We start from the raw sequence: 20,894 nt of genomic DNA, 5'->3' as shown, positions 1-20,894 counted from the left end.
TCCAGGATTCAATACTTCTAGATTATTATTACAAAAATGAATATTATTTATATTCAAAAATATTTACTTATCATTACTCATGATAAGTAAACTCTTGTACTCAGAGTATACTAGAATTAGTACGTATTTTATTAAATACACTATTTAAAAATATAACCAAATATTTATCTAATTATTTAAATAAATTATAGGAAATTTAATGTTTGTTGATGAATTATATCGATTTTTTTACATAATTAAAACAATACTAAATTATGGATTAAGTGATTTTGTTCCTACCCATCGATTAATTTTTCCATTAAGAATAGGCAGTAGATTTTTTTTACGCATTTTAAACAAACATTATCAACTAACTTTAGGAAAACGATTTCGTTTAGCATTACAAGAATTAGGACCAATATGGATTAAATTAGGACAAATACTTGCTACTCGTCGTGATATTTTCTCAGATTCTATTGCAGATCAATTGTCAATGCTGCAAGACCGCGTAGCACCGTTCGATGGTATCCTTGCTAAAACATATATAGAACGTGCTATTGGTAATCCATTAGAAACATGGTTTAAAGATTTTCAAGAAATACCATTGGCATCTGCATCTATTTCACAAGTACACTCTGCTAGATTTAAAAAAAACAACAAAGCTGTAGTAATCAAAGTTATTCGTCCAGGTCTTTTACCTATTATTAAAACAGATATACGTTTAATGCATAGATTAGCCAATTGGATTTATAAATTTTTACCAGAAGGACGAAAATTTAAATTTTCAGAAGTTATTTCAGAATATGAAAAAACTCTTTTTAACGAACTTAATCTGTTGAAAGAAGCAGCTAATACTATTCAATTACGAAGGAATTTTAAAAAAAGTCAGATATTATACATACCCAAAGTATATGTAAATTTTTGCAGTGAAAAAGTTATGGTTATGGAGCGTATTTATGGTATACCTGTATACGATACAGTTGCATTAAAGAAACAAAGAACTAATATGAAATTATTAGCAGCACGCGGTATAGAAGTATTTTTTACTCAAGTATTTCGGGATAGTTTTTTTCATGGAGACATGCATCCTGGTAATGTATTCATTAGCTATAAACATCCAGACAACCCAAAATACATTAGTATTGATTGCGGTATTGTCGGATCTTTAAATAAAAAAGATAAATACTATTTAGCAGCAAATTTTATCGCATTTTTTAATCGCGATTATCGTAAGATAGCTGAATTACACCTTGACTCAGGTTGGATACCTATAAATACCAACGTTGAAGACTTTGAATGTGCAATAAGAACAGTATTTGAACCAATTTTTGAACAGCCACTAAAAAAAGTTCCTTTTAGTAAAATATTGCTGTGTTTATTTAACACTGCACGATGTTTTAATATGGAAATACAACCTCAATTAATCTTACTACAAAAAACTTTATTATATATTGAAGGAATAGTGAGACAACTGTATCCTCATTTAAATCTTTGGAAATCTGCTAAACCTTTTTTAGAAAAATGGATGAAGGATCAATTAAAATTTTCAACAACAATATGTACTTTAAAAAATAAAATACCTCATTGGATAAATAAAATGTCAGAATTACCCACTTTATTATCTAATGAATTTAAACGTTCGTGTATGCTGCAACAAAAAATAGAAATTCTGATAACAGAATTAAAAACACAACGAACTAAACAAAATCAAGCATTATTTTTATTCGGTGTTGGAGCGACATTAATTACCAGCAGTATTTTCTTATGTATACAAGATAAATATTTTAAAAATTTTTCTATTTTTTTATTTTTAGCCGGCATTCTCGTTTGGACAATAGGCTGGAAACGCATCGTACAATAATAATTGTTATTAACATTACTTTTAACTTTATTAAAATAGAATGTTACTACAACAATTTAAAAAATATCTTTATATATACTATATAAATACAAATATTTTATATTCAACATAACTATTCTAACATAATGACGACAACTAATACAATTTGGTACTGTATGAATTATATTAATATAATTAAAATTTGAACTATTTTAGAAATAAATCTATTAATTACAATATGCAATATTGTATTATATAAAGTGGATGTTGTTGTAAAAATAATCCCATCCTACATTAGGACAATACACTTTAAACTTAATACCTGATTAAATATCATGAAATACAAAGATTTACGTGATTTTATCAAAATTCTAGAGTACAGAGGAGACTTAAAAAGAATTACTCTTCCTATTAACCCTGATTTAGAAATAACTGAAATTGCTGATCGTACCATTAAATCCGGAGGGCCAGCGCTCCTTTTTGAAAACCCTAAAGGATATACAATACCCATTCTTTGTAATTTATTCGGGACCCTTAACAGAATAGCTTTAGGTATGGGAAAAGAAAATATTCTATCATTACGTGATATTGGAAAATTGCTTGCATTCCTAAAGGAACCTGAACTCCCAACAGGAATACATGATTTTTTTTCTAAAATACCTCATTTTCGTCATATTTTGCATATGCCTATCAAGCGTGTAAGTACAGCTCCATGCCAAGAAAATGTTTGGTGTAATAAAGACGTAGATATTACACATATGCCAATAATGCGTTGTTGGCCTAACGATATATCTCCTGTAATCACTTGGGGGATCACAATAACTCGTGGTCCAAAAAGAAAACGACAAAATCTTGGAATTTATCGCCAACAAGTACTATCTAAAAACAAAATTCTTATAAGATGGCTATCTCATCGTGGTGGAGCATTAGATTTTCAAGAATGGAATAAATATACTTCAGAAAAAAGATTTCCCATCACCGTAGCATTAGGATCTGATCCAGCTACTTTACTGGGAGCGGTAATTCCCGTCCCTGATACGTTATCAGAGTATGCTTTTTCCGGTCTATTAAGAGGTTATAAAACTGAAGTAATTAAATGCATTTCATGTGACTTAGATGTTCCAGCAAATTCTGAAATTATATTAGAAGGATATTTAGAACGAGATAAAACAGCAATAGAGGGACCTTTTGGAGATCACACAGGGTACTATAATACCACTGCCCAATTTCCAGTATGTACTATTACCCACATTACTCAAAGAAATAATCCAATTTATCATTCTACCTACACTGGACGTCCACCAGATGAGCCTGCAATGCTTGGAATGGCAATGAACGAAATATTTATTCCTATAATACAAAAACAATTTCCAGAAATTATAGATTTTTATTTACCTCCTGCAGGTTGTTCATACAGACTAGCTATCGTAACCATAAAAAAACAATATGTTGGGCACGCCAAGCGCATAATTTTCGGAATATGGTCTTTTCTGAAACAATTTATGTATACTAAATTTATTATTGTATGTGACGACGATATTAATGCACGAGATTGGAATGATGTTGTATGGTCAATTACTACACGTATGGATCCTGCTCGAGATACCATAATTATAGAAAATACTCCAATTGATTACCTGGATTTTTCTAGCCCAATTCCTGGATTAGGCGCTAAAATAGGTATGGATGCTACAAACAAATGGCCCGGGGAAACTGAAAGAGAATGGGGTATTCCAATTAAAATGCACAATACAGTGCGACATTATATTGATAGTATTTGGGATAAATTAAACATACTTCATAAAGAAAAACAATAACATAATTTTTTCAAACGCAAAAATCATCATATTTTATAATAAAAAAATCACAAATTATATTTTGACTATATAAGAATCACTATATACTCTATTTTTAATTAAAAGGTATTTATATATATAAAATATAAATCACTCATTACTCCAATATATATCTTTCTATGATAAATAAAACAACATTATGTACAATTGATAGAATAACACTATCTTCAAAACTATTTCTGCAATTGCTTCATTGTGACCATTTATATAAACATCAAAATAATCTTAACTTTTAAAGTTTTTATACAAAATACAAAAACATATTAGTAATATTAAGTCATCATTATAAAAATTTTTATTTATTACATTCAATTAATACAGTAATTATGAAATCCTATTCATTTATAATAAACACATAAAGTCTCATATATATCAAATAACACTTTCATTATATAATAATGAAAATCATACGTCAATAAATCAAGTAAAATATTATTATTAATAATCAATATCTGTAGGATTATTAGGAGGCTGTATGAAGAAATTACATCTTATTTTAATAATAATTTCTTTAATATTTTCATATAAAAGCAATTCATCTTCAATCATCGAAGGAAAACAATACATTCGATTAAATAAACCTATTCATAATGCCCCTAAACTACTAGAATTTTTTTCTTTTTATTGCCCACATTGCTATCAATTCGAACAAATTTATCATATTTCTAACAATATAAAAAAAACACTGCCCAAAAACATAAATTTTTATAAATATCATGTAAATTTTTTAGGTAATTTAGGAAAACAATTAACACACGCTTGGGCTGTAGCAATAGCATTGGGAATAGAAAATAAAATTAGCCCGCTATTATTTACAGCGATACAAAAACAACAATCCATCCATACCATAGACGATATTCGTGCAATATTCATTAAGTCTGGTATTAATGCAAAAGAATTTGATACTGCTTGGGATAGTATATTAGTAAAATCCTTGGTAATAGATCAAGAACAGGCGGCAATAAATTTTCATTTAAGAGGGGTCCCGTCAATATTTGTTAATGGTAAATATATGATAAAAAGCGATAAGTTAGATATATCATCAGTAAATGCTTATATGCGACAGTTTTGTGAATTATTAAATATACTCATAAATAAAACATAAAATTTACATATTTAATGTAATTATCATACTATTATATAATAACCTTGTTATATGACACAAACTCCATTTTATTTTCATTATTTTATTATCTATGATAATATTGTCATCTGATGTAGTTGATTAAATAAGTATTCAGCATTCTTTAATCTTTTTCTATAAGATTAGATCATATATAAATATCATTATGGTTACAACTATAAATAACCCGATAATTTTAGTGGATGGCTCTTTTTATATACATCGTGCATACCACGCACTGCCATCATTAAAAACCAGCCATGGAGAACCAGTATGGGTAATATATGGGGTAATCAATATGATCAAAAGTCTATTAGTACGATATCAACCTACTCATATGGTAATTGTTCTTGATACGATTGGAAAAACATTTCGTAATAACTTATTTGAAAAATATAAAGCTAATCGCATCAAAACCCCTAAAGATCTATATACTCAAATAAATCCATTACGCAAAATAATAAAAGCTATGGGGTTACCAATACTTCAAATACCTAATGTAGAAGCAGACGATGTAATAGGCACACTAGCCATATTTTACGCACAATCGGAAATTCCTGTATTAATTAGTACAGGAGACAAAGATATGGCTCAAATAGTATCTCCCAAAATAACCCTTATTAACACCATGTCAAATATTATATTTACTCCTGAAGAAGTAGAAAGAAAATTTGGAATACCACCAGTGTTGATAGCTGATTATTTAGCGTTGATAGGAGATCGCTCCGATAATATCCCTGGAGTTCCTGGAATAGGAAAAAAGACTGCACAAATATTGTTAAAAAAAATAGGTAATTTAAAAGTATTATATGACAATTTGGATAAAATTGATATATTGGGACTGCGGGGTGCCAGGACAATACGAAACACATTACAGATGAATAAAGAGATAGCATTTCTTTCTTATAAATTAACAACTATTAAAACAGATGTGTCTTTAGACACATCTGTTTATCAACTATCAATACAACAAATAAATATTGATACTTTATTGTTGTTATTTCAACAATATGAGTTTAAAAATTGGTTAATAGATTTAAAATCAAGAAAATGGTTACATAAATATCAATGTTTAAATAAGTTATCATCAAATCAATGTGTAAAAAATACTTTTTTAGATCAAAAAAATAATTTACTATTAGATTATGTCAAAGAAAAAAAAATTGTTAAAATAATACATAATATTGAAGTGCTTTATCATTGGATTGAAAAAATTAAAACATCTAAATTCTTTATATTTAATATACATACAGATATATTTAACGCTGCTACAGCTAATATTATCAGCATATGTTTATCTATAAATCCTAATGAAAGTGCATATATTCCTATAAAAACTAATTTAATTAATACTCATCAAGATGCTTTATATCTTGAAGAAATATTATTAACACTACAACCAATTTTAGAAAACTCAGAAATAAAAAAAATTGGACAACATTTAAAGTTTAGTCATGCTATATTGAAACGTTACAATATAAATTTGGTTGGTATGGCATTTGATGTTATGTTAGAATTATATATATTGTACGGTACTTCCGATTATCAAGATATAAAAAATTTTTTAGATAAAGATACATTTAATGCTGTTGTAGATTTTAAAAATAATTACCATAAAAATGGTATTATTGCCTCAGACGTGCACAACATACAATCGCAGTCTCTGCATGCTGATAAATTTATCACATCTCTATTTAATCTACATCATATTTTGTGGCCTCAGATAAATACAAATGACAAACTAAAAAAAATATTTGAAGAAATAGAAATGCCTTTAATATCTGTACTATCTCGTATTGAAAGTCATGGCGTATTAATAGATAAAAAATTACTTAACGCTCATTCAATAGAATTAGATTATCGACTTAATGAATTAAAACTAAAGGCATATCAATTAGTAAATACTGATTTTAATCTTTCTTCAACCAAGCAATTACAAAAAATATTATATAGTAAACAAAAACTGCCAATTTTAAAAAAAACACCTACTGGAATTCCTTCAACTAATGAAGAAGTATTAAAAAAATTAGCTAAAAAATATCCAATGCCAAAAATTATTTTACGATATCGTAGTTTAGCTAAATTAAAATCTACTTATACCAATAAATTAATCGCTATGATTAACGAAAAATCGAATCGAGTGCATACTTCATATAACCAAACTAGAACCTCTACAGGACGTCTTTCTTCTACTAATCCAAATTTACAAAATATTCCAAATAGAAATGATGACGGCAGAAAAATACGTCAAGCTTTTATCGCTCCAACAAATTTTTTAATTGTAGCCGCAGATTATTCACAAATAGAATTAAGAATAATGGCTCACCTATCTCAAGACATCAAATTAATTAACGATTTTCTTTCTGAAAAAGATATTCATACTGCAACAGCTGCTGAGATATTTGTAACTGCTCTACATTTAGTAACTAATGAGCAAAGACATCAAGCTAAAACTATCAATTTTGGATTAATTTATGGAATGAGTGCGTTTGGATTGGCACGCCAATTATCAGTAACTTGTAAAGAAGCACAAAAATATGTAGATCGTTATTTTAAACGGTATCCTGGAGTCATGAGATATATGAAACATATTCGAGAACATGTTAATAAATATGGCTATGTATCTACATTAGATGGACGAAAATTATATTTACCAAATATTTTTTCCTCTAATATTTCTCAGAAAAAAAGTGCTGAAAGAGCGGCAATCAATGCTCCCATGCAAGGAAGTGCTGCTGACATTATTAAAAAAGCAATGATATCTGTTGATAATTGGTTACAAAAAGACGCAATTCCAGCACGTATAATTATGCAAGTGCATGATGAATTAGTATTTGAAGTACATCATAAAATCATAGATCCAGCTGTAAAACAAATCAAAAAGTTAATGGAAGAATGCTTTGTCATTGATGTCCCGTTAAAAGTGGATATTGGCATCGGAAAAAATTGGGAACAAGCACATTAGTATTATTAATTTAGTATATACACCATACAAAATAATATGCATATGAATATTAAGTACTAATTCGAATAATTTATTTACTATATAAATTTATATAGCTTCTATAAACATAGAAATTATTATGATTAATTTATAACGCATGTATTGTTTTATTACTTTAAAATTTTAACCAATTATTGAGAGTGATTTTTAACAATTCTACTCCATGTCTCTTAACAGCAGAAAAAGGTGCGACTTGTATATGCCTTGTAAATTTTGTTTCCATATTCTGGATCATTTTTTGAGTTATAACTTTCACAACATTTTTAGAAATTTTATCTGATTTATTTAATAAAGTAAAAACTGGAATTTTCATTGCAAGCGCGCTTGCAATTATTTTTTTATCTAGATTTTTTATAGGATGTCTAATATCCATTATTAATACCAATCCTTTTAAATTTTCTCTTTTTTCCAAGTATTCACATGCTACATCATGCCAATAATTTTTTCTTATTCTTATATCTGTAGAATAACCATAACCAGGAAAATCAATAAGACGAACGCCTGGTTCTATTTCAAATAAATTGATGAGTCTCGTACATCCTGGTGTTTTACTAACTTTAGTAAGTTTTTTTTGATAAGTTAGAGCGTTAATGGCACTAGATTTTCCGCTATTAGAATAACCAAAAAAAGCTACTTCCATGCCCACACTGCCAGGTAATTTATAAATACCAGGCACGCTTACTAAAAAATAAGTAACATGATAATTATATTGCATACATACTATATATGTACAATCACAGAAAATTAAAATTAATTACTTAATTGTATATATTAAAGCAATTAAATATATAAAGTACTAAAAACTATTTAATTTATCAACATAATTCTTGCATAATTATCCTGTTACAGTTAACCATATTATATGATAATTGTCCTATTATTATACATTATAGAAATTTTTAGACACTATAATATAAATCAAACTCCACAGGATTAGGAGTAACATGCACCAATCTACTTTCTTCTTGGCATAATAAAATATAGGTATTAATACAATCTTCACTAAAAACATTGTCTCGTGTTAAAAATGTATGATCCTCTGCCAAAGAGTGTAATGCCTCATCAAAAGATTTACACATACGGGGTATAGATAAAGCTTCCTTTTTGGAAATAGTATATAAATTTTTATCGATAGGTTCTCCGGGATGAATTTGATTAATAATTCCGTCTAGTCCAGCCATAAGCAATGCAGAAAAAGCTAAATAAGGATTAGCAGCCGGATCAGGAAACCGAACTTCAATACGACATGATGCATTATTTTTTGACTTATTCATGACTGATGGAATCCGGATAGCACTAGAACGATTGCCAGCAGAATAAGTCAACATTACTGGAGCTTCATAATTTGGAACCAAACGTTTATATGAATTAGTAGTTGGATTAGTGATAGCATTTAGTGCTTTAGCATGACGCAAAATCCCTCCAATATAAAACAAAGCTATATCAGAAAGATGGCCATACTGATCACCTGAAAATAAGTTAGTATCTTTTCTATGTAGAGAAATATGACAATGCATACCTGACCCATTATCATTGATAATAGGTTTTGGCATAAACGTTGCAGTTTTCCCAGAACTATGAGCAACATTATGTACTACATATTTGTATATTTGTATTTCATCAGCTTTTTTAGTAAGCGTATTAAATCGAGTTGCTATTTCATTTTGCCCAGATGTTGCGACCTCATGATGATGAGCCTCTATAATTAACCCCATTTTTTCCATTATTAAAGACATAGTAGAACGCAAATTTTGTGATGAATCTATGGGAGGTACTGGAGCGTATCCACTCTTTACTTTGGGGCGATGACCTTTATTTCCATCTTTATATATTTTACCGCTATTCCATGCCGATTCTTGATCATCAACGATTACATAAGATCCTGATGTTGTTATTTCAAACCGAACATCATCAAACAAAAAAAATTCTGGTTCAGGCCCAAACATTACAACATCAGCGATACCAGAGTTATATAAAAACATTTCCGCCCGTTTAGCTATAGACCGTGGATCTCTACCATAATTTTTCATAGTACTAGGGTCAAATACGTCACAACGAATAATTATCGTAGCATTTTCATAAAATGGATCTATTACACAGCTAGTAGGATCAGGCATCAAAATCATATCTGATTCATTAATATTTTTCCAACCTTTAATAGAAGATCCGTCAAAAATCTTACCATTTTTAAATAAATGATCATCAACTTGTATTTTAGGAATTGTAATATGTTGTTCTTTCCCTTTTGTATCAGTAAAACGCAGATCAACAAATTTTATTTGATTTTCGTTAAGAATAGAAAAAATTTTTTCGATATCTGTCATATTTATTCTCTCAGCTATTATAGATACCATGATGGCAAAGGCCATAAATAAACATTTATATAAAAATAATTACCTATAAAAGTTATTTCTATGAATATCTTTCTAAAAATTTATTGGATTTGAATATATCCATATTGGAATGATCATTGATACTATTATTATTTAATATATTTAGTAAATATTATCAACATTTACTTAAATTTAAGATGTTTAATCTGAAGTTACAACACCATCCATTATAATTTCATGATACCATAATTCAATAAAACAAACATTCATATACATAATTAATTTTAATTATTTATAAGCTAATACAGTATTTTACTTCTATAACGAATACGAATCATAAAGTACAACAACTAGCATATAGGTTTTTTATAAATTAAAAAATTAATTTTTATATTAACACAACATGATCACTAGCAATGATTACGTTGTGTGTCTAAAAACATAAACCCTACAACATATTGTTTCAACATTAAAATCTACGTGATAAAACAAATAAATAATTCTATCTAAATGATTTTTCATATTCACTATATAAATGAACTCCAATGTGTAAAGATAACCTTTCAACCCAAATAATTTTAATTTTTATTATATGCAAATATTAAAATTTACTTAACAATCAAATCTTCTTCTATTTCCCTAAGAGCAAGCACAGTATATTTATCATTATTATTTTTTTTAATTAACGTTTCTTTCCCACCAATTTGCATTTGCCGTGCACGCCGTGCAGCAACTAATACTAAATCAAATCTATTACCAACTCTTTCTACAGCATCCTGTACAGTAATACGTGCCATTTTGGTTTACCATGTATCATGTAAAATTGTATTCTTGTTAATTTGTAAATTGTTACCACATTACAGCATTATCATGTAAATCTTACATTATTACTACATATCTGGTAACAACAAGTTATTTATTAATCTTTTATAACGTATTTTTTGATATGCCATACGCAATTGTTCAGATAATATAATCGATTGTAAATGTGTTAACGCAATATTAAAATCGTCATTTATCACGACATAATCATATTCTTTAAAATGACTAATTTCATCTATTGCATGTTTCATACGTTCAGCAATCATCTTTTTTTCATCTTGTCCTCTAAAATGCAATCTACGCGACAATTCTTCTTTTGATGGAGGTAAAATAAAAATAGTATAAATATTATTTGATATTTTACTTCTAATTTGTTGCGCTCCTTTCCAATCAATATTAAGCACAACATGTATACCAGTATTTAACATAGTTCTAATATCATTTTTTAGGGTACCATAATAGTGATCAAAAACTTTTGCATATTCAAGAAATTTATTTTTATTAATCATATATTTAAATTTTTTTTGTGAAATAAAATAATAATCCTTTCCATGAATTTCCCCAGACCTCTTAATACGTGTAGTATAAGAAATAGATAATTTAATTTTATCAATGAAACAATTACATTTCATTAAAGTTTGAATTAACGTAGATTTTCCCGTACCACTTGGGGCGGAGATGATACATAACGCTCCTAAACTCTTCATCATAAAAATATACAATTCTCGATTATATAAACAAAGTAAATTTACAAAATATATTTTCATTCATATGTAATTAAATTATGGTATACAACCTACAATTAATTCTAGTTAATACTGAAAATTAATATCTACATGAATACTTAGTTTTAATAGTTTTTCATGGAAGATCCTCGGTAAGACACATTTTATAAATTTAGTATATGAATATATATATAATTACTATCAAATTATCTAATTAACTACTAAGCCTCACCGAGGATCTTATTTATGTACTATATGTCCTTCATCATGTATTGTAAGATAGCAATACACCGTATTAATTTAATATATTATTTTTCTGTCGTATTTCAAGTAAATTACATACTTCTCTAAAATTTCTAAGTTGTATATCAGACAAAGGAGAAAACATACGATCTAAGATAATGTTATGTGCATCTTTAGCTATACGTAATTTATTGCGCCCTTTTTCTGTAATATGAACATACTTGACTCTACGATCTGTCAAGCTTTGTTGTCGGTGTAACATTTCATCTTTTTCTAATGCGTCAAGTACTGTCACCACGGTTCTCGAAGAAAATCCCATATAATTTTTGATATCTGTTGCACTAGTTTTACCTGTGGTAATAAGATGTAATATCTTCATTTTAGACATCGAAAGTCCTTCATTAACTAATTGACCGTTTATTTCTTTGCGTAAACGATGATAAATACGGGATAAAGATTCTACCATATTTGAAATATCTGTTAATCTATTCATAATTATATGTCTCTATATTAAATCAATGACGATAATAGAACTGTGTTTGACAATGTTAATCATGGCAGGTTAAATTAAAAATAAATCATCTGAAGTATTGTTTAGTAAAATAATAATTTTCAGATAATTATTCAGACCTAACAATTAACAATACTTGTTTAATCAACTCTTTCAGTTCGTGCCTCCTAAATTATTGTGATCCTACTAAATTAATATTTTTGGTTATATCAAAATCACCAAATATTATTGCTCTAAAACACATATATTCTGGTATTTAATTTTTATATTGTTTACTGTTTTTATTTTATCGGAGTTTTTTTAAATTTGAAATATTACTGTAGGAAAAAGAAAATTTTTGATAGATTTATAAAAAAATATTTTTTATTTTTTATGATGTATTTTTAATTTAAAATTATATATCTTCAATTAAATAAATATGAAAAACAGTCAATAAATAATATTCTTATAAAAAAAATAAAATTATATTTTATTTTTTTTATAAGAATATTATTTAAATTTATATTTAATAATAAATAATATTTTTATACAATGTATTATTGTATAATTAAGTATAAATAAATTCACAAAAATAAATGATATTTATGTGATAAATATCATTTATTTTAAAGTAAAATATTTAATTAATAAATATATATGTTACTTTAATAAAAAATAAATTTTTATTAAATATAATTTATCCTATATAGGAACTATATATAATATCAGTACATATATAAATAATGTTAAATATATTACGTTCTTATTAGAGAAAAATTATTAAACCAACAATATAGCTATAATAATGATATAACTAAAGATGATAAATAATCAATTTTTGCATAAATAGAATGTACATAATTTCAATATTAAAATCTCTAGTTTTAACATAATTAATTAAAATATTTTGTTTAATTTTAAAAATTATCTAAATTAACTATTAATAATAATTATAAACACAACCAAATAATCTGATGTAAGTAAATAAAAAATTACTTACTTAATTGCTATATTTTATTCAATATTTTGAGTTTGTTCTCGCGCTTGTTCAATAAATATTTTTAAAGAAATTGCTGATTGAGTAATATAAGAGTTTATAGATTTTGCAGTTAATGTATTCGCTTCTCTATGCATTTCTTGTATTATAAAATCTAACCGTCTGCCGATAGATCCTTTTTGATCGAGAACGCGATACATTTCTTTAATATGCCCCGTCAAACGATCTACTTCTTCTGAAATATCAATTTTTTGAGCCACTATCAATAATTCCTGCTCCAATCGTATTGGATCAGTATAAACGCAAACTTCCTTCATTTGCTCCAAAAGTTTCTTGCGTTTCCACTCCAATACTTTAGGAATATATTGACGTATTTCATTTACTTCTTTGTACATCAAACGTAAACGTTCAATAATTTTATTTTTTAAAAAAATACCTTCTTGTTCTCTATTGTAGACTAAATTATGTAGTGTCTCTTTAAAACATGCTAATAACTCAGTACCAATATTATTCATATTATTTTGTTTACACGTTATTACTCCTGGCCAAGATAAAATATCTATTAAATTAATATCACCTTCATTAATTAGTGTTTGTACCCATTTTACATATGAAACAAGATCATGAACTAACTGTTTGTTGATAATAAGCGTATTTAAATTATCACTATTACAATTATTATTCATCTTAATTCGTAAAAAACATTCTATTTTTCCTCTAATAAGAACATCTTTAATTTGTTTACGAATGATCCATGATAAATCATAAAGATATTTAGGCACATCAATTTGAATATCTAAATAACGTTGATTTAAAGAACAAATTTCCCAAGTAACACTACCCCATGTATACTGCATCTCATGCCTTGAAAAAGCAGTCATACTATAAACCATAACAATACCTAAGTTTTATTAAATATAATAAAAATAAATTCTAAAATTTCAAAAGTAAAATACTGTATTATTCTATCATTCATTCTATAACAACAACGTTAGTTATGCACTTAATATATAAATATAATTTATTAAAATTTTTTAAGATTAATTTAGTTTTTATAAAACTTAATATTATTTAATTTAATAATTACAATATACTAATACAATGACAAATAATAATTTACAAAACTTTTATTTGTTCCAAATATAATATTCCAAACTTTTAAAATATGTTATGTACATATACATACCATCTATTATGAATTAAATACAATAAAAATATTATTTTTATTGTATTTAATTTAAGTAATGATAATAAAATCAATCAATAAACACTAATATATAGAGAAAACTTTAATGTCATCAAACTTATTTAGTATCATTATATATATACGTAACGTACATATACATATACATATAATAAATAATTTTCTTATCCTAATATAGGTATAAAATCGATACAGATATATTGTTATTAATAACAAAAATCATCACTATATAGATACCAATCATAATATTTATATATATTATATAAATATAATAACTCATTAAATATGGAATCGTATTTCAATATATTATTTCAACAACCTAATAATATATTTTATTTATACCATTATTTGAAATATTTATATTACCACCTTAATAAATACAATAATAATTCTCATTATACTCATTAATAATATTCTACCTTGAATGTCCAAAACCATTAGATCCACGATCGGTAGGAGTAAAAGATTTAACTACAGAAAACTTAACTTGCATTATTGGCATAAAAACCAGCTGTGCTACTTTTTTTCCAGGATATACGACATATTTTCTTGACCCACGATTCCATAAAGATACTATTAATTCTCCTTGATAATCTGAATCTATAAGTCCCACTAAATTCCCTAAAACAATACCATATTTATGTCCTAATCCTGAACGAGGCAAAATAATGCCTGCTATCCTTGTGTCAGAAATATGTATTGCAACACCAGTATAAACTAAATGAGTTTCCCCAGGATAAATAGTCAAAGGTTTATCTAGACAAGCTGGTAAATCTAATCCAGCAGATCCTGGTGTAACATAACTCGGAAACCAACAATGGTCACGCACACGATTGTCAATAATTTTAATATTAATTGTTTTCATTATAACGCTTGATAATTTCATTAATAAGCTGTTGTGCCAACAAATTTTTTCTTCTTAAAGGCAATATAATACTACCTTTATTCCAAAACAGATATAGAGCATTATTATCACTATTGAATCCTTGATTCACGTAAGAAATATTATTAGCACAAATTAAATCTAAATGTTTACTAACACGTTTATCTTGAGCATATTTTTCTATATTTTTAGTTTCGGCAGCAAATCCGACAACGTAAGGACGACCATCAATTAATGATCCTACTTCTGATACAATATCAGGATTTTTAATCATAGTTATTTTTAAAGTATTTTTATCCTTTTTAATTTTATCAGGTGAAGAGTGATAAATACGATAATCTGATACCGCTGCACAACCAATGAAAATATGCTGGTTTTCAATGTTTTGCATCACTGCCTCTTTCATATCTAATGCAGAAATAACATTAATACGTTTCACTCGAGTAGGAGTATGTAAATGTACTGGCCCTGAAATTAATGTAACTTTTGCTCCTTTATCTGCGGCAGCTTGTGCAATAGCAAATCCCATTTTTCCTGAACTATAATTAGTAAAAAACCGAATAGGATCTAAAGCTTCATGAGTAGGACCAGCAGTAATCATAATATTAAGATGACTTAAAGAACTGTCATGAGAAAAATAATGTTCCACATGCTCAGTTAAGATTTTTGGATCCGTCATGCGTCCATAACCAACATCATTACAAGCTTGATATCCATAATCTGGACCCCAGACTAACACTCCTCTTTTTCGCAGAACATCTAAATTAGCTTGAGTTACAATAGCTTGATACATTTGTTGATTCATAGATGGTGCAACAGCAATAGGAGCTATTGTAGCTAAACACAAACTACATAATAAATCATTAGATAATCCTACAGCTAATCTAGCTAACAAATTGGCTGTAGCTGGAGCCAGCAAAACCAAATCAGCCCATTTAGCTAATTTTATATGAGGCATTGTCATCTCTATTTGATGAGAAAAAAAGTTGTCTAAAACTGGATGACAGGACATTGTTTGTAAACTTAAAGGAGTAACGAATTTTTTTGCAGATTTTGTCATAATCACTCTAACTTCCGAACCTTTTTCTTTTAGACACCGTACTAGGTCTATAGTTTTATATGCAGCAATACCGCCACTTACTCCTAATATGATACGTTTATCAATTAATCCCGTCATATTATATTCACATAATGTTAATAATTATTCATTTTATGTGTTATATCATAAAATTAATGATTTTTATTAATATAGATAAAATTAATAAATTTTTATTCATTGATCATTCCACTAAAATAATAATCTTGCATATAACGTGGAAATTACTATACAATGTGTTTTGATAGCTTTGTGAAAATGTGAGTGTTTATTAATATGAATATATAAATAATATAAAACAAATATTATTATTTTAAATCTATTGTATTTGCATGTAGTTATATGACTTTTAAATATTATTCATTAATTATATTTAAAAATAAAAAACGAAGAATACGAATAAATAATCATAATATAGTATTCATACATTATATTAAATCTTTAACTAAAGACTGAGTAAACAAAATACTCACAAATTTATAAGAAAACATAAATAAAATAATTTTCTCATTATCATTGTTTCAAATAACTATTTAATCCTAACAATTAGGAGAGTGATTGTGACACGAATATGCCAAATTACTGGAAAGCGCCCTATGAATGGGAATAAACGTTCTCACGCAATGAATGCGACTAAACGTTGGTTTATACCTAATATTCATTCTCATCGTTTTTGGATTGAAAGTAAACAGCGATACTTTAGATTACGGATATCTACAAAAGGTATGCGATTAATTGACAAATTAGGAATTGAATACTTTTTATCTAATTTATTACAAAAATAAACAATATTAAAAAGGAATCATGCAATGGCTAAAGAAGTACGGGAAACGATTCGTTTATTTTCTTCTTCTAATAATGGACATTATTATAGCACTACTAAAAACAAACGTACTAACCCTGAAAAAATAAAATTAAAAAAGTTTGATCCTTTTATACGAAAACATGTAATATATACAGAGAGGGGAAAATAATTAAATAAATCGAAGAGAAAGCTATTAGAGATATCCAATTAAGACTTTATTCTCAAGAGACTCACTTCAGATTAATCTACTGTGTGAATAAGTACCAACAGTAATCGGCCACGTATTTAACTTTATAATCTTATTCTCTTTTTAATTAAGAAGAAGGGACCACTTACTACATTATTAATATAATAGATATGTAAACAACAATGAAATATTTTTAACCATCATAAAATATTTGCGTATTTTTAAGTGTTGCTTAGTTGTTCCATAATTTTTTCTGCAATAAACTTAGGTACAAATTGATCTATGTTCCCCCCATATTGAGCTATTTCTTTAACTAATTTAGAAGAGAGATACATCCAAATGCCTGTAGATGTCATAAATATCGTTTCTATTTCTTTTTCAAAATAATTATTAATTTTTGCAAGTTGTACTTCATATTCAAAATCTGATCTAGCTCTTAAAGCACGAATTAAAATGTTTACTTGTTTTTTTTTCATAATATTTATCGTCAAATCATTAAATCCAAATACTGTTACATTAGATAATTCTGCAGTCGCCTGTTCTGCAAATGCCACACGCTCCTTAAGACTAAACATGGGATTCTTTTGTGGATTTTCAGCAACTGCTAAAAATACTTTATCAAAAATTTTATGGGCTCTAATAATTATATCTAAATGCCCATAAGTTAATGGATCAAAAGTTCCCGGATACATTGCATGAATTATCATTATATATTAAAAATTATACTTTTTGGTTATTCAAACAAATATTACAGAACACATTTGTTTATACAAACAGACTAAAAATTTTTATTTATAATATAAATATAGTCTATGTTTACAATTTAAATATTTAGTTAAAACACAAGTATATTCACAAGATCAAATCATACTTATTAAAGATGTATTAACCAATAAATAACTTTAATTCTTATATTTTCAACATGGTTAAATTACTTTTATTACAGTTTAACAAATATTTATCTAAGATAAAAATCATAATTCTTATCCCAAACCTTAATAAGGTATAACTATAATATAAAACCATATCCATATTTCAAAATATTATTAAAACTTTAATATATAATTATTTATAATTACACAAGTTCATATAATTATAAATTCCGATATAAACAACTTTAACTTATATGCAGATATCTATATGAGAATTATACACGAATTTATAAAAATTATAACAATACCCTTCCGTTTATATGCAATATACGAAATTATGTGTGTATACTCATTATCAATAGATCATTAGTATAAACACATCAAATTATATACTTAGATATTCTAATTACCTGTGTTTTCTAAATTCCGTTCTATATTTAATCATATTGTATAGAAACAATTTCAATTTTTGATATTCTGCATAAGTATTGCTATATTTTCAATAATTATAAAACAATGATAACGCTTAAATTCTACGTAATTCAGTCAACAATTAATAACTTTGTACGGTTAAAAATTATCTTCTAATTAATAAATAATTATCTAATAAATACAATAATTGTTGCAGTGCTCCTCGATTATGTTTTAGAACTGTAATAGCTCTATAACCATAATTTAGACGACACTGTTTATTTGTAAGTAACATAGTAATAGTACCTATTAAAGATTCAATACCAGTTACAATAATTAATCCATCTGATTCGCATAATTTAATACAAATATCATGAAAATTGAAAGTATATGGGCCCATAATCAACGGAATAGAGTGTGCTGCCGGCTCTAATGGATTATGTCCTCCGTGTTTAACTAAACTACCTCCAATAAAAGCTATATCTGAAATACCATACAGCAACATTAACTCTCCTATAGTATCATTAATAATTACTTGTGTTTCCTGAGATGGGGTAACCCCGCTACTTCTCATAATATAAGAAAATCCAGCTTGTTCAGTAATACTTCTAACATTAATGAAACGTTCTGGATGGCGCGGAGCCAAAATCATCAGTAAGTTAGGAAATATTGTTAACAGATGTTTATGTGCTTGTAGTAATAATATTTCCTCCCCTTCATGAGTGCTACTAGCGATCCATACTTGCCGTTCTTTAATCCAAGTTTTTTTTAAAAATGAAATTTTGCTTAGCAAATCCTGAGGCATCTCAATATCAAATTTTAAATTACCCATAACAAGTAACTGATTTTTTTTTAATCCTAACTTAAGAAATCGAACAGCATCTCCTTTATTTTGGGCAGCGATAAAAGTAATACGTTCCATAATTAATGAAATAAAATAGCTAAACCTCTTATACCCAATAAAAGAACGAAATGAAAGACGAGCATTAACAATAACAAAAGGAATATTGCGTTGATATAATATATTAATTAGATTAGGCCATAATTCAGTTTCCATAGCAATAACTAACCTGGGTCTAACTTGATCAATAAATCGTTTCATAGAACCAGGTAAATCATATGGCAAATAACTACAATGTGCATTACCGTGAAATCTAGACTGCGCTAATTCTATTCCTGTTGGAGTCATCGCAGTTAATGTAATAGTTATGTTTGGATAACGTTTCTGTAAAGCACGTACTAGAGGAATCGCTGCTAATGTTTCTCCAAGAGATACAGCATGTAAAATAATGCCATCAGATTTAACAGCTTTACGATAGAATCCATAACGCTCTAACCAACGTTTACGATATGATGGTGATTTCCTACTACGCCACAATAACCGTATCCATATTATAGGTTGAGCGATATACATAATAATACTATATATTCCAATATATAGTACAAACATACGAGATCTCAAAATAATTAGTTAGTATATTTATAACTACCACTTTAAGGAGTGTATGTGAAATTTAAGCATATATCAATATTGAAATATCCCGCAAAATACAATTGAGCAATTCATATTCTACACAAATTAAAATAAATTATTAAATACATATATAAATTTAATAAAGTATCAATAGCAAAAATCATATTTATCTGTTTTATTTTAATATTTTTGTACTGATTGATAAAAATAATCAAGTTTTAATTTTATTAAATATTTATATATGAATATAATCATTTTTTACCTAAAAAATTAATATTTGTTTTTTATCAAAAATTTTTGATTTTACTTAAATAAAATCAAACAATTGAATATACGTAAATTAACAATGCTCAAAATACTCAATATTCTAGAATTAATAATATAACTCTATATAATCACTATTATTCTATAAATGCAAAAACGGGAACATTGAAATATTAAACATACTTTAATAACTTTTATTAAAAATAAATATCTGTAATTTACATACTAAACTTGCTAATTATAAATAATTAGTACCAAATATTAATATCATTTTAATTATTTGAAA

At 26.8% G+C, this 20,894-nt stretch carries 15 protein-coding genes and 1 pseudogene; 6 read left to right on the top strand and 10 right to left on the bottom strand.

Features of this window, described 5'->3' with window-relative positions; genetic code table 11:
• Window positions 1-199 precede the first annotated feature (199 nt).
• From ubiB to polA, 4 genes are all read left to right on the top strand, one after another.
• Window positions 200-1,840: a ubiquinone biosynthesis regulatory protein kinase UbiB gene (gene ubiB / locus Bsans602_RS03250; RefSeq protein WP_500837075.1), complete on the top strand. Its 1,641-nt coding sequence runs from the start codon at window positions 200-202 to the stop codon at window positions 1,838-1,840.
• A 314-nt stretch (window positions 1,841-2,154) separates the two neighbouring features.
• Window positions 2,155-3,636, top strand: a complete 1,482-nt coding sequence (gene ubiD, locus Bsans602_RS03245; RefSeq protein ID WP_500837074.1) for a 4-hydroxy-3-polyprenylbenzoate decarboxylase — start codon at window positions 2,155-2,157, stop codon at window positions 3,634-3,636.
• A gap of 514 nt (window positions 3,637-4,150) precedes the next feature.
• Window positions 4,151-4,780, top strand: a complete 630-nt coding sequence (gene dsbA, locus Bsans602_RS03240; protein ID WP_500837073.1) for a thiol:disulfide interchange protein DsbA — start codon at window positions 4,151-4,153, stop codon at window positions 4,778-4,780.
• Between the two features lie 184 nt (window positions 4,781-4,964).
• Window positions 4,965-7,763 (top strand): DNA polymerase I, encoded by a 2,799-nt coding sequence (gene polA, locus Bsans602_RS03235; protein ID WP_500837072.1) that lies wholly within the window; start codon window positions 4,965-4,967, stop codon window positions 7,761-7,763.
• A gap of 154 nt (window positions 7,764-7,917) precedes the next feature.
• Here polA and yihA read toward each other — a convergent pair whose 3' ends face one another.
• The 8 genes and pseudogenes from yihA to coaBC form a co-directional block, all read right to left on the bottom strand.
• The gene (gene yihA, locus Bsans602_RS03230; protein ID WP_500837071.1) at window positions 7,918-8,517 is read right to left on the bottom strand and encodes a ribosome biogenesis GTP-binding protein YihA/YsxC; all 600 of its coding nucleotides are present in this window, start codon (window positions 8,515-8,517) and stop codon (window positions 7,918-7,920) included.
• A 184-nt stretch (window positions 8,518-8,701) separates the two neighbouring features.
• Window positions 8,702-10,126: a type I glutamate--ammonia ligase gene (gene glnA, locus Bsans602_RS03225; protein ID WP_500837070.1), complete on the bottom strand. Its 1,425-nt coding sequence runs from the start codon at window positions 10,124-10,126 to the stop codon at window positions 8,702-8,704.
• Window positions 10,127-10,752: 626 nt separating this feature from the next.
• Window positions 10,753-10,932: pseudogene (gene rpoZ, locus Bsans602_RS03220) on the bottom strand (DNA-directed RNA polymerase subunit omega); the annotation flags it as partial.
• Between the two features lie 93 nt (window positions 10,933-11,025).
• On the bottom strand, window positions 11,026-11,667 hold the full coding sequence (gene gmk / locus Bsans602_RS03215) for a guanylate kinase (RefSeq protein WP_500837069.1): 642 nt from the start codon (window positions 11,665-11,667) through the stop codon (window positions 11,026-11,028).
• Between the two features lie 310 nt (window positions 11,668-11,977).
• A complete protein-coding gene (locus tag Bsans602_RS03210; RefSeq protein ID WP_500837068.1) occupies window positions 11,978-12,418 on the bottom strand; it encodes a MarR family winged helix-turn-helix transcriptional regulator in 441 nt (146 codons plus the stop codon).
• Between the two features lie 1,011 nt (window positions 12,419-13,429).
• Window positions 13,430-14,305, bottom strand: a complete 876-nt coding sequence (locus Bsans602_RS03205; protein ID WP_500837067.1) for a YicC/YloC family endoribonuclease — start codon at window positions 14,303-14,305, stop codon at window positions 13,430-13,432.
• 726 nt (window positions 14,306-15,031) lie between these two features.
• Window positions 15,032-15,484: a dUTP diphosphatase gene (dut, locus tag Bsans602_RS03200; RefSeq protein ID WP_500837405.1), complete on the bottom strand. Its 453-nt coding sequence runs from the start codon at window positions 15,482-15,484 to the stop codon at window positions 15,032-15,034.
• Window positions 15,468-16,676: a bifunctional phosphopantothenoylcysteine decarboxylase/phosphopantothenate--cysteine ligase CoaBC gene (coaBC, locus tag Bsans602_RS03195; protein WP_500837066.1), complete on the bottom strand. Its 1,209-nt coding sequence runs from the start codon at window positions 16,674-16,676 to the stop codon at window positions 15,468-15,470. Before coaBC ends, dut begins: the two co-directional genes overlap by 17 nt.
• Before the next feature lie 479 nt (window positions 16,677-17,155).
• Between coaBC and rpmB the strand changes: the two genes are divergently transcribed.
• Window positions 17,156-17,380, top strand: coding sequence for a 50S ribosomal protein L28 (gene rpmB, locus Bsans602_RS03190; protein WP_500837065.1), 225 nt, complete (start codon window positions 17,156-17,158; stop codon window positions 17,378-17,380).
• A 24-nt stretch (window positions 17,381-17,404) separates the two neighbouring features.
• Entirely contained in the window at window positions 17,405-17,569 is a 165-nt protein-coding gene (gene rpmG, locus Bsans602_RS03185; RefSeq protein ID WP_500837064.1) for a 50S ribosomal protein L33, read from the top strand.
• A gap of 239 nt (window positions 17,570-17,808) precedes the next feature.
• Here rpmG and coaD read toward each other — a convergent pair whose 3' ends face one another.
• Both coaD and waaA read right to left on the bottom strand, forming a co-directional pair.
• Entirely contained in the window at window positions 17,809-18,279 is a 471-nt protein-coding gene (coaD, locus tag Bsans602_RS03180; protein ID WP_500837063.1) for a pantetheine-phosphate adenylyltransferase, read from the bottom strand.
• 757 nt (window positions 18,280-19,036) lie between these two features.
• The gene (gene waaA / locus Bsans602_RS03175) at window positions 19,037-20,320 is read right to left on the bottom strand and encodes a lipid IV(A) 3-deoxy-D-manno-octulosonic acid transferase (protein WP_500837062.1); all 1,284 of its coding nucleotides are present in this window, start codon (window positions 20,318-20,320) and stop codon (window positions 19,037-19,039) included.
• Window positions 20,321-20,894 lie beyond the last annotated feature (574 nt).

The organism is Candidatus Blochmannia sansabeanus (nom. nud.) (assembly GCF_059935345.1).
This window is presented reverse-complemented; position numbering and strand designations above follow the sequence as displayed.

Excerpts from the sequence above, each read along its gene's own strand:
- ubiB (WP_500837075.1), top strand. The coding sequence starts at position 200 with ATGTTTGTTGATGAATTATATCGATTTTTTTACATAATTAAAACAATA.
- ubiD (WP_500837074.1), top strand. The coding sequence starts at position 2,155 with ATGAAATACAAAGATTTACGTGATTTTATCAAAATTCTAGAGTACAGA.
- dsbA (WP_500837073.1), top strand. The coding sequence starts at position 4,151 with ATGAAGAAATTACATCTTATTTTAATAATAATTTCTTTAATATTTTCA.
- polA (WP_500837072.1), top strand. The coding sequence starts at position 4,965 with ATGGTTACAACTATAAATAACCCGATAATTTTAGTGGATGGCTCTTTT.
- yihA (WP_500837071.1), bottom strand. The coding sequence starts at position 8,517 with ATGCAATATAATTATCATGTTACTTATTTTTTAGTAAGCGTGCCTGGT.
- glnA (WP_500837070.1), bottom strand. The coding sequence starts at position 10,126 with ATGACAGATATCGAAAAAATTTTTTCTATTCTTAACGAAAATCAAATA.
- gmk (WP_500837069.1), bottom strand. The coding sequence starts at position 11,667 with ATGATGAAGAGTTTAGGAGCGTTATGTATCATCTCCGCCCCAAGTGGT.
- Bsans602_RS03210 (WP_500837068.1), bottom strand. The coding sequence starts at position 12,418 with ATGAATAGATTAACAGATATTTCAAATATGGTAGAATCTTTATCCCGT.
- Bsans602_RS03205 (WP_500837067.1), bottom strand. The coding sequence starts at position 14,305 with ATGGTTTATAGTATGACTGCTTTTTCAAGGCATGAGATGCAGTATACA.
- coaBC (WP_500837066.1), bottom strand. The coding sequence starts at position 16,676 with ATGACGGGATTAATTGATAAACGTATCATATTAGGAGTAAGTGGCGGT.
- rpmG (WP_500837064.1), top strand. The coding sequence starts at position 17,405 with ATGGCTAAAGAAGTACGGGAAACGATTCGTTTATTTTCTTCTTCTAAT.
- coaD (WP_500837063.1), bottom strand. The coding sequence starts at position 18,279 with ATGTATCCGGGAACTTTTGATCCATTAACTTATGGGCATTTAGATATA.
- waaA (WP_500837062.1), bottom strand. The coding sequence starts at position 20,320 with ATGTTTGTACTATATATTGGAATATATAGTATTATTATGTATATCGCT.